Origin of the sequence: Marinobacter psychrophilus, assembly GCF_001043175.1 — a bacterium.
In the GTDB taxonomy this organism is placed as follows: Bacteria; Pseudomonadota; Gammaproteobacteria; order Pseudomonadales; family Oleiphilaceae; genus Marinobacter; species Marinobacter psychrophilus.
This window is the reverse complement of record NZ_CP011494.1, coordinates 717,839-730,599: the sequence shown is the minus strand read 5'-3', so window position 1 is coordinate 730,599 and position 12,761 is coordinate 717,839. Positions and strand designations below refer to the sequence as shown.

The window sequence follows — 12,761 nt, the reverse complement described above, 5'->3', positions numbered from 1 at the left end:
TTAGTTCTCCTCAACCCGAACCAGGTAGTCTACCCGGTTAGCCATACCGCGAATTGAAGGAGTATCTTCCAAAACCACGGACTGGCCAATTTTACGAAGACCCAGGCCCTTCACACAAAGCTTGTGCTTGGGCTGGCAGCCGATTGGGCTGCGGATCAGTGTAACTGTGATCGTTTTTGCGTTCGCCATGACTTCAACCCAGAATGTCTTCGACGGATTTACCGCGCTTGGCTGCAATATCTTCTGGCGCTTGCATTGCCTGAAGACCCTTGATGGTGGAACGTACCACGTTCACCGGGTTGGTAGAACCATAGCACTTAGACAGCACGTTATGGACACCAGCCACTTCCAACACAGCGCGCATGGCGCCACCGGCAATAATGCCGGTACCATCGGACGCAGGCATCATGAACACCCGCGAACCACCGTGCTGTGCCCGAACCGGGTACTGCAAAGTAGTACCATCCAACGGTATGTCTACCATATTCTTGCGCGCAGCTTCCATGGCTTTCTGTATAGCAACCGGCACTTCACGTGCCTTACCACGGCCAAAGCCAACACGCCCTTTACCATCACCCACTACAGTCAATGCGGTAAAGGCAAATATACGCCCGCCTTTTACCACTTTGGCAACGCGGTTTACCTGAACCAGCTTTTCCTGGAGCTCAGGCGCCTTCTGTTCGTTCACGCTCATCTTCTCCACCTCTTAGAATTGCAAGCCAGCTTCACGGGCTGCGTCGGCCAAAGCCTGTACGCGACCGTGATAACGGTAACCGGAGCGGTCAAAAGCAACCTGCTCAACACCCGCCGCTTTGGCACGTTCAGCAATCAGCTGACCGACTTTTTTGGCGGCATCCACGTTACCGGTCGCACCCTGGCGCAGTTCCTTATCCAACGTGGAGGCAGTGGCCAGCACTTGGCTGCCATCTGCTGTCGTAACCTGGGCGTACATATGACGCGGTGTGCGGTGAACGCACAGACGGTTTGTACCCAGCTCACGAATTTTCATGCGCACTTTACGTGCGCGACGCAATCTTTCGTTATTCGCGCTCATAGTCCCGCCTTATTTCTTCTTGGCTTCTTTGCGTCTTACCTGCTCATCCGCATAACGTACACCTTTGCCTTTATAAGGCTCGGGCGGACGGAAGGCGCGGATTTCAGCGGCGACGTGGCCAACCTGTTGCTTGTCGATACCGCGAATAATCACTTCCGTATTTGACGGAGTTTCAACGGTAATCCCCTCGGGCAGCTCGTACGCAACGGGGTGAGAAAAACCCAGCGTCAGATTGAGCTTCGTACCTTGCGCCTGAGCCCGGTAACCCACACCGATCAGCTGAAGCTTACGCTCAAAGCCTGCGGTAACGCCGGTCACCATATTATTGACCAAGGCGCGGGTTGTACCAGCAAGAGCGCGGGACTGTTTAACACCATCACGGGCTGCAAAGCGTAGGAGATTTTCTTCCTGCTTTACTTCAACCGCTTGGTGGATTGAAAACTGAAGCGCTCCTTTGGAGCCCTTTACGTTGATTTCCTGACCGTTCAGCTCCACTTCAACACCGGGAGGCAGCACGACAGGATTATTGGCAACCCTGGACATGTGATTCTCCTAGAATACGGTGCAGATGACTTCGCCACCTACGCCGGCAGCACGTGCGGCACGATCTGTCATTACGCCCTGGGACGTAGAGACAATCGCGACTCCCAAACCACCGGATACTTTCGGTAGCTTCGCAGCGCCTTTATACTGGCGCAAACTCGGACGACTAACACGGTCGATAGATTCGATAACCGGCTTGCCACCAAAGTACTTCAGAGTAATCGTCAGCTCAGGCTTGATATCAGCCGTAACCACAAAATCTGCAACGTAACCTTCGTCCTTCAGGACTTGTGCCACGGAGATTTTCATCTTCGAGGACGGCATCTTAACGTCTGTTTTCGATGCCATCTGGGCATTACGGATACGTGTGAACATATCCGCAAGCGTGTCTTGCATGCTCATTGGTATGAGACTCCTGATCTTTTTAGTTGTGCAGCGGCGTGCCGCACCGCTTACCAACAGGCTCTCGACCGCAGTCGAGAAGCCTATCTTACCAGCTTGCTTTGGTCAGACCCGGAACGTCTCCGCGCATGCCGTACTCTCGGAGTTTAATCCGTGAAAGTTCGAACTTACGCAAGACGCCGTGTGGGCGACCCGTTATCTGGCAACGATTACGAAGACGCGAAGGAGATGCATCGCGAGGAAGCTGTTGCAGCTTCATCTGTGCATTCCAGCGGTCATCATCGCTGGTATTGGGGTTCTTGATAGTTGCCTTGATCTCAGCACGCTTCGCCGCATATTTCGCAACGGTTAGCTCGCGCTTGAGCTCACGGTTTTTCATGGAAACCTTTGCCATTACTCTCGTTCCTTATTTCTTGAACGGAAAGCCAAACGCTTTCAACAATTCACGACCTTCATCGTCGGTACCGGCAGAGGTGGTAATGGTAATATCCAGACCACGAATCTTGTCAACCCTGTCGTATTCAATCTCAGGGAAGATGATCTGCTCACGCACACCCATGCTGTAGTTACCACGGCCGTCGAACGATTTTGGGTTCAGACCGCGGAAGTCACGAATGCGGGGAACCGCAATGTGCACCAGACGATCAAAGAATTCCCACATACGCTCGCCACGCAGAGTAACCTTGCAACCAATTGGCCAACCTTCACGGACTTTAAAACCCGCAACCGATTTGCGTGCCTTGGTCACAACCACTTTCTGACCCGCAAGGCGCTCAAGATCAGCGACTGCGTTATCAATCAGCTTTTTGTCACCGATAGCTTCACCAACACCCATGTTCAGGGTGATTTTCTCAATACGCGGCACCTGCATGATGTTCTTGTAACCGAACACCTCCTGCAGGGCGGGTATCACTTCCTTACTGTACTGCTCTTTCATGTTCAGCATCGTAACCACCACCGCTTACTGGTTATCGACAGCTTCTTTCGTCGCTTTGAAGATCCGCTGTTTTGCACCGTCTTCCTTGATCTGGAAGCCAACACGATCGGCTTTGCCGGTCTGCGGATTAAAAATAGCTACGTTAGAAGCCTGGATAGGCGCTTCTTTTTGGACGATGCCACCAGGGGTGCTCAGCGCCGGGTTTGGTTTAGTGTGCTTCTTCATCATGTTGATGCCAGAAACAATTACCTTACCATCGTCCTGAACTTTCAGGACTTTACCACGTTTGCCTTTATCTTTCCCCGTAGTGACGATTACTTCGTCATCTCGTTTGATCTTTTTCATGTCCGGCCTCTGGTCCTTTAAAGTACTTCGGGTGCCAGTGAGATAATCTTCATGAACTTCTCATTTCGCAGCTCACGAGTAACCGGTCCGAAGATACGGGTACCAATGGGTGCGTCCTGGGCGTTCAGAAGTACGGCCGCGTTGCCATCAAAACGAATCAGAGATCCATCTGGACGACGCACACCCTTACGAGTGCGCACTACGACAGCCTTCAGTACCTGGCCTTTTTTTACTTTACCGCGGGGGATGGCTTCCTTAACGGTTACCTTGATAATGTCCCCGATTGCAGCATAACGCCTGTGTGAACCGCCCAGGACCTTGATGCACATCACCTGACGCGCACCGCTGTTATCCGCGACTTCAAGCATTGTTTGAGTCTGAATCATGGTTGTTCTCCGGGCGATTTACACCTTGGATGCATGATCAGTGACTTCCACTAAGGCCCAGCTTTTGGTCTTAGAGACCGGGCGGGTTTCCTTAATGATCACAGTGTCACCGATATTGCACTGGTTGCTCTCATCGTGAGCATGGATCTTGGTTGAACGTTTCATGTACTTACCGTACAGAGGGTGCTTTACCTGACGCTCGACCAACACCACGATGGACTTCTCCATCTTGTTGCTCACGACCTTGCCGCTCAAAGTTCTGGCAGTTTGGGTAGTTTCGGTCATGTCACTGTCCTGCCTTTTCGTTCAATACTGTTTTCACGCGAGCAATATCACGCTTCACCCCAGGGAGAAGATGAGACTGATTCAGCTGGCCTGTCGCCTTACGCATGCGCAGGTTAAACTGCTCCTTCAGGAGACCGATCAGCTCTTTGTTCAGCTCCTCGGCTGACTTTGCACGCAGCTCTGTTGCTTTCATCACATCACCGTCCTCGTTACGAAGGTGGTCTGTACCGGCAGCTTCGCAGCCGCCAGAGTGAAAGCTTCGCGTGCGATTTCTTCAGTCACACCTTCCATCTCATAGAGCATACGGCCTGGCTGAACTTCAGCCACCCAGTACTCGACAGAACCTTTACCTTTACCCATACGAACTTCCAGCGGCTTGCCAGTAATTGGCTTGTCCGGGAAGACGCGAATCCAAATCTTACCACCCCGTTTGATCTTACGGGTCATGGTACGACGTGCGGCTTCAATCTGGCGAGCAGTTATACGCCCGCGAGTCACCGCCTTCAATCCGTATTCACCGAAGCTCACCTTGTTAGCGCGGTGAGCAAGGCCGGTGTTACGACCCTTCATTACCTTGCGAAATTTGGTGCGTTTTGGTTGCAGCATAAGAGTGCCCCTTTACTTAGAACCTTTCTTCCCAGAGGCTTTCTTGTCAGCACGGACTTGTTCCATACCACCAAGAATCTCACCTTTGAAGATCCATACCTTGACGCCGATTACGCCGTAAGTGGTATGCGCCTCGTAGGTTCCGTAATCAATATCTGCACGCAATGTATGCAGCGGAACACGACCTTCGCGATACCACTCGGAACGGGCAATTTCAGCTCCCCCGAGACGACCGCCAACCTGAATCTTGATGCCCTTGGCGCCTTGGCGCATGGCGTTCTGTACCGCGCGCTTCATAGCACGACGGAACATCACACGACGCTCCAACTGACCAGCAACGTTTTGCGCTACCAAACGGGCATCCAGGTCCGGCTTGCGGACTTCTTCGATGTTGATGTGCACAGGCACACCCATCATGTCGCTAACTTCACGACGAAGACGGTCAACATCTTCACCCTTCTTCCCGATAACAATACCCGGGCGGGCGGTATGGATCGTGATTCGGGCGTTCTGAGCAGGGCGCTCGATCACAATCTTACTAACAGACGCCTTAACCAGACGCTTGTCGAGGAATTCACGAACCTGAATGTCGTTCAACAGGTTTTTCGCGTAGTCCTTTTTATCGGCATACCATACTGAGTTGTGCTCTTTGATCACACCCAGGCGAAAGCCGATCGGATTTACTTTATGACCCATCTGAGCATCTCCTACTTGTCGGCGACCTTGACGGTGATATGACAGGTGCGCTTCATGATTCTGTCAGCGCGCCCCTTGGCTCGAGCTTTAATCCGCTTGAGCGTTGGGCCTTCATCCACCATAACAGTGGAGACCCGCAGATCATCTACGTCCAGACCTTCGTTATGCTCAGCGTTAGCAATTGCGGACTCAAGAGCTTTCTTGATAATCCCAGCTGCTTTCTTAGGGCTGAAAGTCAAAATATTCAGAGCGTCCTCAACAGCCTTGCCGCGAACCTGATCGGCAACAAGACGAGCTTTCTGAGCTGAGAGGCGAGCGCCCTTATACTTGGCTGCTACTTCCATTTCATTTCCCCTCACAATCAGCGTTTAGCTTTCTTGTCGGCCGAATGGCCACGGTAAGTACGCGTTGCTGCGAACTCACCTAGTTTATGACCGACCATATCTTCGGTGACATAAACCGGCACGTGTTGCTTGCCGTTATGGACTGCGATGGTCAAGCCTACGAACTCTGGGAAAATCGTGGAACGACGCGACCAGGTCTTAATTGGTCGCTTGTCGTTCACTTCCAGAGCTGCCTCGACCTTCTTCAACAGATGCAGGTCTATGAAAGGACCTTTCTTTAAAGAACGTGGCACAGCATTTACCTCTATGTAGTCGTTTACTTGGCTGAACGACGACGTACTATCATATTGTCAGTACGTTTGTTCTTACGAGTCTTATGCCCTTTGGTCGGAACACCCCATGGAGTAACTGGGTGACGCCCGCCAGAGGTACGCCCTTCACCACCACCGTGTGGGTGGTCAACTGGGTTCATAGCCACACCGCGTACCGTTGGACGCTTTCCGCGCCAGCGTGATGCACCCGCTTTACCAAGCCGCTTGAGACTGTGCTCACTGTTGGATACTTCACCCAACGTAGCACGACAATCTACAAGCACCTTTCGCATTTCACCTGAGCGTAGACGAATAGTCGCGTATGCGCCTTCCCGAGCTACCAGCTGCACCGATGCGCCCGCAGAGCGAGCCAACTGTGCACCTTTACCAGGCTTGAGCTCAACGCAATGGATCACAGAACCAACTGGGATATTCCGCAGCGGTAATGTACTTCCCACCTTGATAGGCGCGTCGATTCCTGAACGCACAGGCTCACCGATCTGCATGCCTTTGGGAGCGATAATGTAACGGCGCTCGCCATCAGCGTACTTGATCAGCGCGATGTGCGCCGAGCGGTTGGGATCGTATTCAATGCGTTCGATTGTCGCAAGAATACCATCTTTGATCCGCTTGAAATCTATTATGCGGTAGTGCTGTTTATGGCCACCACCAATGTGACGGGTAGTGATACGGCCATTATTATTACGGCCACCCGTCTTGCTTTGCGATTCGACCAACGGTTCGTAAGGACGCCCTTTGTGTAAATCCGGGTTGTACAGCTTTACAACGTGACGGCGTCCGGGAGATGTTGGCTTGGTTTTGACGATCGGCATATTACGACCCCTTTACCTTATTCCACATCCAGAAAATCGATGTCCTGACCTTCAGCCAGCTTTACATAAGCCTTACGAATGTCATTACGTTTGCCGAACCCGCGAGCTGTGCGTTTAAGCTTGCCCTTACGATTCAGAACCTGAACACCTTCGACGGTGACGTTGAACAATTGCTCAACGGCTTTCTTAATCTCGGGCTTGGTAGCGTCCGGGGCGACCCGAAACACGACCTGACCATGTTCGGCCACTCGAGATGCTTTCTCCGATACGTGAGGCCCTAACAGAACCTTATAGATACGTTCCTGATTCATCCCAGCATCTCCTCGATTTTCTTCAGAGCGGGAACAGTCACTACGATTTTCTCGTGAGCAACCAGGCTAACCGGATCCAGACCAGCAACATCACGTACATCGACGTGAGGCACGTTGCGTGAGGCCAGGTGCAGGTTCTGATCAAGATTTTCCGACAGGATCAGCACATTACTTAAACCCATGTCAGCCAACTTGGCAGTAAAGGCCTTGGTCTTGGGGGTGTCGATCGAAAAATCGTCAACCACAATCAGGCGTTCCTGACGGACCAGCTCGGACAAAATGGAGCGCATTGCAGCGCGGTACATTTTACGGTTTACCTTTTGCTCGTAGCTGCGAGGCTTCGCTGCAAAGGTAACACCACCGGAGCGCCAAATCGGGCTGCGGATAGTACCAGCACGAGCACGACCAGTACCCTTCTGACGCCAAGGCTTCTTACCACCACCCCTGACTTCTGAACGGGTTTTCTGAGCTTTGGTACCCTGACGGCCGGCAGCCATATAGGCCACAACCACTTGGTGAACCAATGCTTCATTAAAATCTTTTGCGAAGGTAGCCTCGGAAACCGTAATTCCCTGACCGCTACCTGTAATTGTCAATTCCATCGAACCGCTCCTCAGGCTTTAACAGCAGGCTTGATGACAACATCGCCACCAGTCGCGCCGGGGACGGCACCACTAACCAGCAGAAGATTGCGCTCAGCGTCGACACGGACAATTTTCAGGTTTTGCACAGTAACCTGAGCATTACCCATCTGGCCCGCCATCTTTTTGCCTTTGAATACTTTACCCGGAGTCTGGTTTTGACCAATAGAACCCGGAGCACGGTGAGACAGGGAGTTGCCGTGGGTCGCATCCTGCATGGCAAAGTTCCAGCGCTTTACGCCGCCCTGGAAACCCTTACCTTTGGATGTACCTGTGGCATCAACAGCCTGACCATCTTCAAAGACTGACGCAGTAATTTCGCCGCCGGCAACGAGGTCTTCACCTTCGCCGTCTGCCAAACGAAATTCCCATACGCTACGACCCGCTTCAACACCGGCTTTCGCGAAATGACCTGCTGCACTCTTATTAACGCGAGAGGAACGACGCGAACCTACCGTTATCTGAACTGCACGGTAGCCGTCGTTTTCAAGAGTTTTGAGTTGGGTGATGCGGTTAGAATCAACCTCGATCACCGTTACGGGCAACGCTTGCCCGTCTTCCGTAAATATACGGGTCATACCGGCCTTCCGACCGACAATACCAATTGCCATGTTTCACCTCTAAGTGTACGGGGCTTGCACCCTCTATGGCCTTATGACAGTTACACAGGTTAATACCAGGCGGTATTAACCGAGGCTGATCTGAACGTCTACACCTGCTGCCAGGTCTAGTTTCATCAAAGCATCTACTGTCTTTTCCGTCGGCTCAACAATGTCGAGCAAACGCTTATGGGTACGAATTTCATACTGGTCGCGCGCGTCTTTATTGACGTGCGGTGAAACCAGAATCGTGAACCTTTCTTTGCGCGTAGGCAAAGGAATAGGTCCGCGCACCTGAGCGCCGGTCCGCTTAGCGGTGTCGACAATCTCTTGCGTAGACTGGTCGATCAGGCGGTAATCGAACGCCTTCAACCGAATCCGAATCTTTTGGCTTTGCATGTTGCACCAAACTCCACTCGTAGCAGCGAACCTTTCGCTGACCTTCAAAAAAGGAGCCGCATTGTATGCATAATAAACAACCCTGTCAACAGCAATGCTGCCTGACTCGGCTGATGCATACATTGCAACTAAAATAGAAAAAGGGGCTGATTAAATCAGCCCCTTTTTCAGACCCTACGAGTAGATTACTCGAGAATCTTGGCGACAACACCGGCGCCTACCGTACGCCCGCCTTCGCGAATCGCGAAGCGCAGACCATCTTCCATGGCGATCGGAGCAATCAAAGTCACTTCCATCTTCACGTTATCACCTGGCATAACCATTTCTACGCCTTCTGGCAATTCACAAGCACCGGTTACGTCGGTGGTACGGAAGTAGAACTGTGGGCGATAGCCCTTGAAGAACGGCGTATGACGGCCGCCTTCGTTTTTGCTCAGTACATACACTTCGCACTCAAACTTTGTGTGCGGCTTCATGCTGCCTGGCTTACACAGAACCTGACCACGCTCAACGTCGTCACGCTTGGTGCCGCGCAACAGTACACCAACGTTCTCGCCTGCACGACCTTCGTCCAGCAGCTTACGGAACATTTCAACGCCGGTGCAAACCGTTTTGACCGTGTCTTTAAGACCAACGATTTCTACTTCTTCACCAATCTTGACGATACCGCGCTCTATACGACCGGTTACAACTGTACCACGGCCAGAGATAGAGAATACGTCTTCAATAGGCATCAGGAACGGCAGATTAATCGCACGCTCAGGCTCAGGGATGTACGAATCCAGCGCTTCTACCAGCTTACGAACAGCGGTAGTGCCCATTTCGTTGTCATCGCGACCTTCCAGAGCCATCAACGCAGAACCGGTGATGATCGGAGTGTCGTCAGCCGGGAAGTCGTACATTTCCAGCAGATCGCGAACTTCCATTTCTACCAGCTCAAGCAGCTCTTCATCGTCAACCATGTCCGCTTTGTTCAGGAACACAACAATGTAAGGAACGCCTACCTGACGTGACAGCAGGATGTGCTCGCGGGTCTGCGGCATAGGGCCGTCAGCGGCGGAACAAACCAGGATAGCACCGTCCATCTGCGCCGCACCGGTGATCATGTTTTTCACATAGTCAGCGTGGCCCGGGCAATCTACGTGTGCGTAGTGACGGTTCGGGGAATCGTACTCAACGTGAGACGTAGCAATGGTAATACCACGCGCACGCTCTTCAGGAGCATTGTCGATCTGGTCAAAGGCACTTGCGGTGCCCGTTCCCCATACATCGTGGCACACACGAGTCAGGGCAGCTGTCAGGGTGGTCTTACCATGGTCAACGTGACCAATGGTGCCCACGTTCAAATGTGGCTTCTTACGTTCGAATTTAGATTTAGACACAGTTACACCTCTTCCTGTTACTCAAGTCTTGGGTATCAACCCTTTTTGATAATTGCTTCAGCAATGTTATTTGGCGCTTCAGCGTACCGCGAAAATTCCATCGCATAGGACGCACGACCCTGAGTAGCGGAACGCAGATCTGTGGCATAACCGAACATTTCCGACAACGGAACTTCGCAACGCACGATCTTTCCACTCACACCGTCTTCCATGCCCTGAATCAGGCCACGACGACGGTTCAGGTCACCTACCACATCACCCATGTAATCTTCAGGTGTTACCACCTCAACCTTCATCAACGGCTCCAGCAAAGCTGGGCTCGCCTCCAGTGCGCCTTTCTTCATCGCCATGGAACCCGCGATTTTAAACGCCATTTCGTTGGAGTCTACATCGTGGAAGGAACCGTCGTACAAGGTTGCCTTGATACCCAGCAGCGGGTAACCGGCCAGACAGCCGTTCTTCATTTGCTCGATGATACCCTGCTGAACCGCCGGGATGTATTCCTTGGGCACAGTACCACCAACGATTTCGTTGACGAAAATGAAGTTCTCGGCGTCTTCTATGTCTAGGGGCAGTGGTTCAATCTTGACTTTAACGTGACCGTACTGGCCGCGACCGCCTGACTGACGCACAAACTTCCCTTCTACATCCACCGACTTACGGATGCACTCGCGATAGGCCACCTGGGGCTTACCGATGTTTGCCTCAACACTGAATTCGCGACGCATGCGATCAACGATGATATCCAGGTGCAGCTCGCCCATACCGGAGATGATCGTCTGACCAGACTCTTCGTCGGTACGGACCTGGAAAGACGGATCTTCCTGAGCCAGCTTACCAAGTGCAACGCCCATCTTCTCTTGATCGGCTTTCGTCTTTGGTTCAACCGCTACCGAAATAACCGGATCCGGGAACTCCATACGCTCAAGAATAATCTTGTGGTTTTCGTCGCACAAAGTATCGCCGGTGGTAACGTTCTTCAGACCAATTGCAGCAGCAATATCGCCTGCAAGAACTTCCTTGATTTCTTGGCGATCCTTCGCATGCATCTGAACCATACGGCCGACACGCTCTCTTTTGCCCTTCACAGAGTTGTAAACGGCGTTGCCAGACTGAAGCGTGCCAGAGTAAACCCGGAAGAACGTCAAAGTGCCAACAAAGGGATCTGTTGCAATCTTGAATGCCAGAGCAGCAAACGGCGCATCGTCATCAGCTTTACGGGTCTCTTCGGCTCCGTTTTCGTCGACTTCACCACGAATCGCCTTAACTTCATTCGGCGCCGGCAAGAATTCAACGACAGCGTCAAGCACTGCTTGGACGCCCTTGTTTTTGAACGCAGAACCACAGGTCGCAACCACGATCTCGTTTGCCAAGGTGCGCATCCGAAGACCTTTCTTGATATCTTCGACGTTGAGTTCGCCTTCGTCGAGGTAGCGCATGGTTAGCTCGTCGTCCGCTTCTGCAGCCGCTTCCATCATTTTTTCGCGGTACTGGGCGACTTCGTCCGCCATCTCGGCAGGAACATCACGCTGCTCGTACGTTACGCCAGCATCATCCGGATTCCAGTAGATCGCCTTATTACGAATCAGGTCGATTACACCGGCAAAATCTTCTTCCGCGCCAATCGGCAACTGAACCGGAATACATTTTGCACCCAGACGCTTTTCGATCTGACCAACGACGCGCAGGAAGTTAGCACCAGCGCGATCCATCTTGTTGACGAACACCATGCGCGGCACTTCGTACTTATTGGCCTGACGCCACACAGTCTCGGACTGCGGCTCAACACCAGAAGAACCACAGAACACAACAACAGCGCCGTCAAGCACACGCAATGAACGCTCTACCTCGATGGTAAAGTCAACGTGTCCCGGGGTGTCGATAATATTGATGCGATGCTCAGGATACTGCTTGTCCATACCCTGCCAAAAGCAGGTCGTTGCAGCAGACGTAATAGTAATACCACGCTCCTGCTCCTGCTCCATCCAGTCCATAGTCGCAGCGCCATCATGGACTTCACCGATTTTGTGCGAGACACCTGTGTAGAACAGAACCCGCTCGGTAGTTGTGGTTTTGCCCGCATCAACGTGCGCAACAATACCAATATTTCGATATCGCTTAATCGGAGTCTTACGTGCCACTGTATAAACCTCGGCTGTTTAGAAACGGAAGTGAGAGAACGCCTTGTTGGCTTCTGCCATGCGATGAACATCTTCCCGCTTCTTGACAGCGGCACCCTTACTTTCTACAGCATCGAGGATTTCCCCGGCCAGGCGCTGCGCCATGGATTTCTCACCGCGCTTTCGTGAAAAGTCAACGAGCCAACGCATGGCCAGCGCGTGCTGACGGGAAGGCCGTACTTCGACCGGCACCTGGTAGGTAGCACCACCCACACGACGGGATTTAACCTCTACCATCGGCTGGATGTTCTCCAGGGCCTTTTCGAACATGTCGATCGGCTCTTCTTTGGATTTTTCGGCAACAATAGTGAGCGCGCCATAAACAATGCGCTCTGCTACGCCTTTTTTACCGCTTTCCATCACGTGATTGATGAATTTGGCAAGACGTGCACTGCCGAACTTAGGATCTGGGATGATTTCCCGCTTTGCTGCAATTCTTCTTCTAGGCATCGATAAGCCCTTAATGTCAAAAGGTCTTCAGGAACCCCTGAGATAGCATCAGCTACT

Annotated in this window: 23 protein-coding genes; all 23 read right to left on the bottom strand. The window is 52.3% G+C overall.

Annotation, left to right across the window (positions count from 1 at the left end; genetic code table 11):
- The 23 genes from rpmD to rpsG all read right to left on the bottom strand — a co-directional run bounded on the left by rpmD (position 1) and on the right by rpsG (position 12,704).
- Positions 1 to 189, bottom strand: coding sequence for a 50S ribosomal protein L30 (rpmD, locus tag ABA45_RS03300; RefSeq protein ID WP_007350484.1), 189 nt, complete (start codon positions 187 to 189; stop codon positions 1 to 3).
- Between the two features lie 4 nt (positions 190 to 193).
- The gene (rpsE, locus tag ABA45_RS03295) at positions 194 to 694 is read right to left on the bottom strand and encodes a 30S ribosomal protein S5 (RefSeq protein ID WP_048384313.1); all 501 of its coding nucleotides are present in this window, start codon (positions 692 to 694) and stop codon (positions 194 to 196) included.
- A 12-nt stretch (positions 695 to 706) separates the two neighbouring features.
- A complete protein-coding gene (gene rplR / locus ABA45_RS03290; RefSeq protein WP_007350486.1) occupies positions 707 to 1,054 on the bottom strand; it encodes a 50S ribosomal protein L18 in 348 nt (115 codons plus the stop codon).
- Positions 1,055 to 1,063: 9 nt separating this feature from the next.
- The gene (gene rplF / locus ABA45_RS03285) at positions 1,064 to 1,597 is read right to left on the bottom strand and encodes a 50S ribosomal protein L6 (RefSeq protein ID WP_014869931.1); all 534 of its coding nucleotides are present in this window, start codon (positions 1,595 to 1,597) and stop codon (positions 1,064 to 1,066) included.
- 9 nt (positions 1,598 to 1,606) lie between these two features.
- Entirely contained in the window at positions 1,607 to 1,999 is a 393-nt protein-coding gene (rpsH, locus tag ABA45_RS03280; RefSeq protein ID WP_014869930.1) for a 30S ribosomal protein S8, read from the bottom strand.
- A gap of 88 nt (positions 2,000 to 2,087) precedes the next feature.
- Positions 2,088 to 2,393 carry a 30S ribosomal protein S14 gene (gene rpsN / locus ABA45_RS03275; protein ID WP_014869929.1) on the bottom strand — a complete coding sequence of 102 codons (306 nt, stop codon included), beginning with the start codon at positions 2,391 to 2,393 and terminating at the stop codon, positions 2,088 to 2,090.
- A 12-nt stretch (positions 2,394 to 2,405) separates the two neighbouring features.
- Positions 2,406 to 2,945, bottom strand: coding sequence for a 50S ribosomal protein L5 (gene rplE / locus ABA45_RS03270; RefSeq protein ID WP_048384312.1), 540 nt, complete (start codon positions 2,943 to 2,945; stop codon positions 2,406 to 2,408).
- A gap of 15 nt (positions 2,946 to 2,960) precedes the next feature.
- On the bottom strand, positions 2,961 to 3,281 hold the full coding sequence (gene rplX, locus ABA45_RS03265; RefSeq protein ID WP_014869927.1) for a 50S ribosomal protein L24: 321 nt from the start codon (positions 3,279 to 3,281) through the stop codon (positions 2,961 to 2,963).
- 17 nt (positions 3,282 to 3,298) lie between these two features.
- Positions 3,299 to 3,667 carry a 50S ribosomal protein L14 gene (rplN, locus tag ABA45_RS03260; protein WP_007350492.1) on the bottom strand — a complete coding sequence of 123 codons (369 nt, stop codon included), beginning with the start codon at positions 3,665 to 3,667 and terminating at the stop codon, positions 3,299 to 3,301.
- An 18-nt stretch (positions 3,668 to 3,685) separates the two neighbouring features.
- Positions 3,686 to 3,952: a 30S ribosomal protein S17 gene (rpsQ, locus tag ABA45_RS03255; RefSeq protein ID WP_014869926.1), complete on the bottom strand. Its 267-nt coding sequence runs from the start codon at positions 3,950 to 3,952 to the stop codon at positions 3,686 to 3,688.
- 1 nt (position 3,953) lies between these two features.
- Complete coding sequence (gene rpmC / locus ABA45_RS03250) at positions 3,954 to 4,145, bottom strand: 50S ribosomal protein L29 (protein ID WP_007350494.1); 192 nt, start codon at positions 4,143 to 4,145, stop codon at positions 3,954 to 3,956.
- On the bottom strand, positions 4,145 to 4,558 hold the full coding sequence (rplP, locus tag ABA45_RS03245) for a 50S ribosomal protein L16 (protein ID WP_014869925.1): 414 nt from the start codon (positions 4,556 to 4,558) through the stop codon (positions 4,145 to 4,147). The genes rpmC and rplP overlap by 1 nt, the downstream gene beginning before the upstream one ends.
- A gap of 12 nt (positions 4,559 to 4,570) precedes the next feature.
- Positions 4,571 to 5,254: a 30S ribosomal protein S3 gene (gene rpsC, locus ABA45_RS03240; protein WP_007350496.1), complete on the bottom strand. Its 684-nt coding sequence runs from the start codon at positions 5,252 to 5,254 to the stop codon at positions 4,571 to 4,573.
- 11 nt (positions 5,255 to 5,265) lie between these two features.
- Complete coding sequence (gene rplV, locus ABA45_RS03235; RefSeq protein ID WP_014869923.1) at positions 5,266 to 5,598, bottom strand: 50S ribosomal protein L22; 333 nt, start codon at positions 5,596 to 5,598, stop codon at positions 5,266 to 5,268.
- A gap of 17 nt (positions 5,599 to 5,615) precedes the next feature.
- Positions 5,616 to 5,891 carry a 30S ribosomal protein S19 gene (gene rpsS / locus ABA45_RS03230; RefSeq protein WP_007350498.1) on the bottom strand — a complete coding sequence of 92 codons (276 nt, stop codon included), beginning with the start codon at positions 5,889 to 5,891 and terminating at the stop codon, positions 5,616 to 5,618.
- A 23-nt stretch (positions 5,892 to 5,914) separates the two neighbouring features.
- A complete protein-coding gene (gene rplB / locus ABA45_RS03225; RefSeq protein ID WP_048384311.1) occupies positions 5,915 to 6,742 on the bottom strand; it encodes a 50S ribosomal protein L2 in 828 nt (275 codons plus the stop codon).
- A gap of 17 nt (positions 6,743 to 6,759) precedes the next feature.
- Positions 6,760 to 7,053: a 50S ribosomal protein L23 gene (rplW, locus tag ABA45_RS03220; RefSeq protein ID WP_007350500.1), complete on the bottom strand. Its 294-nt coding sequence runs from the start codon at positions 7,051 to 7,053 to the stop codon at positions 6,760 to 6,762.
- Positions 7,050 to 7,655, bottom strand: a complete 606-nt coding sequence (gene rplD, locus ABA45_RS03215; RefSeq protein WP_007350501.1) for a 50S ribosomal protein L4 — start codon at positions 7,653 to 7,655, stop codon at positions 7,050 to 7,052. The genes rplW and rplD overlap by 4 nt, the downstream gene beginning before the upstream one ends.
- 11 nt (positions 7,656 to 7,666) lie before the next feature.
- Positions 7,667 to 8,305 (bottom strand): 50S ribosomal protein L3, encoded by a 639-nt coding sequence (gene rplC / locus ABA45_RS03210; RefSeq protein WP_007350502.1) that lies wholly within the window; start codon positions 8,303 to 8,305, stop codon positions 7,667 to 7,669.
- A gap of 75 nt (positions 8,306 to 8,380) precedes the next feature.
- A complete protein-coding gene (gene rpsJ / locus ABA45_RS03205; RefSeq protein WP_048384310.1) occupies positions 8,381 to 8,692 on the bottom strand; it encodes a 30S ribosomal protein S10 in 312 nt (103 codons plus the stop codon).
- Between the two features lie 185 nt (positions 8,693 to 8,877).
- Positions 8,878 to 10,074: an elongation factor Tu gene (gene tuf, locus ABA45_RS03200; RefSeq protein ID WP_014869911.1), complete on the bottom strand. Its 1,197-nt coding sequence runs from the start codon at positions 10,072 to 10,074 to the stop codon at positions 8,878 to 8,880.
- 35 nt (positions 10,075 to 10,109) lie between these two features.
- Positions 10,110 to 12,215 (bottom strand): elongation factor G, encoded by a 2,106-nt coding sequence (gene fusA / locus ABA45_RS03195; protein ID WP_048384309.1) that lies wholly within the window; start codon positions 12,213 to 12,215, stop codon positions 10,110 to 10,112.
- 18 nt (positions 12,216 to 12,233) lie between these two features.
- Positions 12,234 to 12,704 (bottom strand): 30S ribosomal protein S7, encoded by a 471-nt coding sequence (gene rpsG, locus ABA45_RS03190; RefSeq protein ID WP_007350506.1) that lies wholly within the window; start codon positions 12,702 to 12,704, stop codon positions 12,234 to 12,236.
- Positions 12,705 to 12,761: the final 57 nt, after the last annotated feature.

Coding starts and splice junctions, on each gene's coding strand:
- rpmD (WP_007350484.1), bottom strand. CDS start 189: ATGGCGAACGCAAAAACGATCACAGTTACACTGATCCGCAGCCCAATC.
- rpsE (WP_048384313.1), bottom strand. CDS start 694: ATGAGCGTGAACGAACAGAAGGCGCCTGAGCTCCAGGAAAAGCTGGTT.
- rplR (WP_007350486.1), bottom strand. CDS start 1,054: ATGAGCGCGAATAACGAAAGATTGCGTCGCGCACGTAAAGTGCGCATG.
- rplF (WP_014869931.1), bottom strand. CDS start 1,597: ATGTCCAGGGTTGCCAATAATCCTGTCGTGCTGCCTCCCGGTGTTGAA.
- rpsH (WP_014869930.1), bottom strand. CDS start 1,999: ATGAGCATGCAAGACACGCTTGCGGATATGTTCACACGTATCCGTAAT.
- rpsN (WP_014869929.1), bottom strand. CDS start 2,393: ATGGCAAAGGTTTCCATGAAAAACCGTGAGCTCAAGCGCGAGCTAACC.
- rplE (WP_048384312.1), bottom strand. CDS start 2,945: ATGCTGAACATGAAAGAGCAGTACAGTAAGGAAGTGATACCCGCCCTG.
- rplX (WP_014869927.1), bottom strand. CDS start 3,281: ATGAAAAAGATCAAACGAGATGACGAAGTAATCGTCACTACGGGGAAA.
- rplN (WP_007350492.1), bottom strand. CDS start 3,667: ATGATTCAGACTCAAACAATGCTTGAAGTCGCGGATAACAGCGGTGCG.
- rpsQ (WP_014869926.1), bottom strand. CDS start 3,952: ATGACCGAAACTACCCAAACTGCCAGAACTTTGAGCGGCAAGGTCGTG.
- rpmC (WP_007350494.1), bottom strand. CDS start 4,145: ATGAAAGCAACAGAGCTGCGTGCAAAGTCAGCCGAGGAGCTGAACAAA.
- rplP (WP_014869925.1), bottom strand. CDS start 4,558: ATGCTGCAACCAAAACGCACCAAATTTCGCAAGGTAATGAAGGGTCGT.
- rpsC (WP_007350496.1), bottom strand. CDS start 5,254: ATGGGTCATAAAGTAAATCCGATCGGCTTTCGCCTGGGTGTGATCAAA.
- rplV (WP_014869923.1), bottom strand. CDS start 5,598: ATGGAAGTAGCAGCCAAGTATAAGGGCGCTCGCCTCTCAGCTCAGAAA.
- rplB (WP_048384311.1), bottom strand. CDS start 6,742: ATGCCGATCGTCAAAACCAAGCCAACATCTCCCGGACGCCGTCACGTT.
- rplW (WP_007350500.1), bottom strand. CDS start 7,053: ATGAATCAGGAACGTATCTATAAGGTTCTGTTAGGGCCTCACGTATCG.
- rplD (WP_007350501.1), bottom strand. CDS start 7,655: ATGGAATTGACAATTACAGGTAGCGGTCAGGGAATTACGGTTTCCGAG.
- rplC (WP_007350502.1), bottom strand. CDS start 8,305: ATGGCAATTGGTATTGTCGGTCGGAAGGCCGGTATGACCCGTATATTT.
- rpsJ (WP_048384310.1), bottom strand. CDS start 8,692: ATGCAAAGCCAAAAGATTCGGATTCGGTTGAAGGCGTTCGATTACCGC.
- rpsG (WP_007350506.1), bottom strand. CDS start 12,704: ATGCCTAGAAGAAGAATTGCAGCAAAGCGGGAAATCATCCCAGATCCT.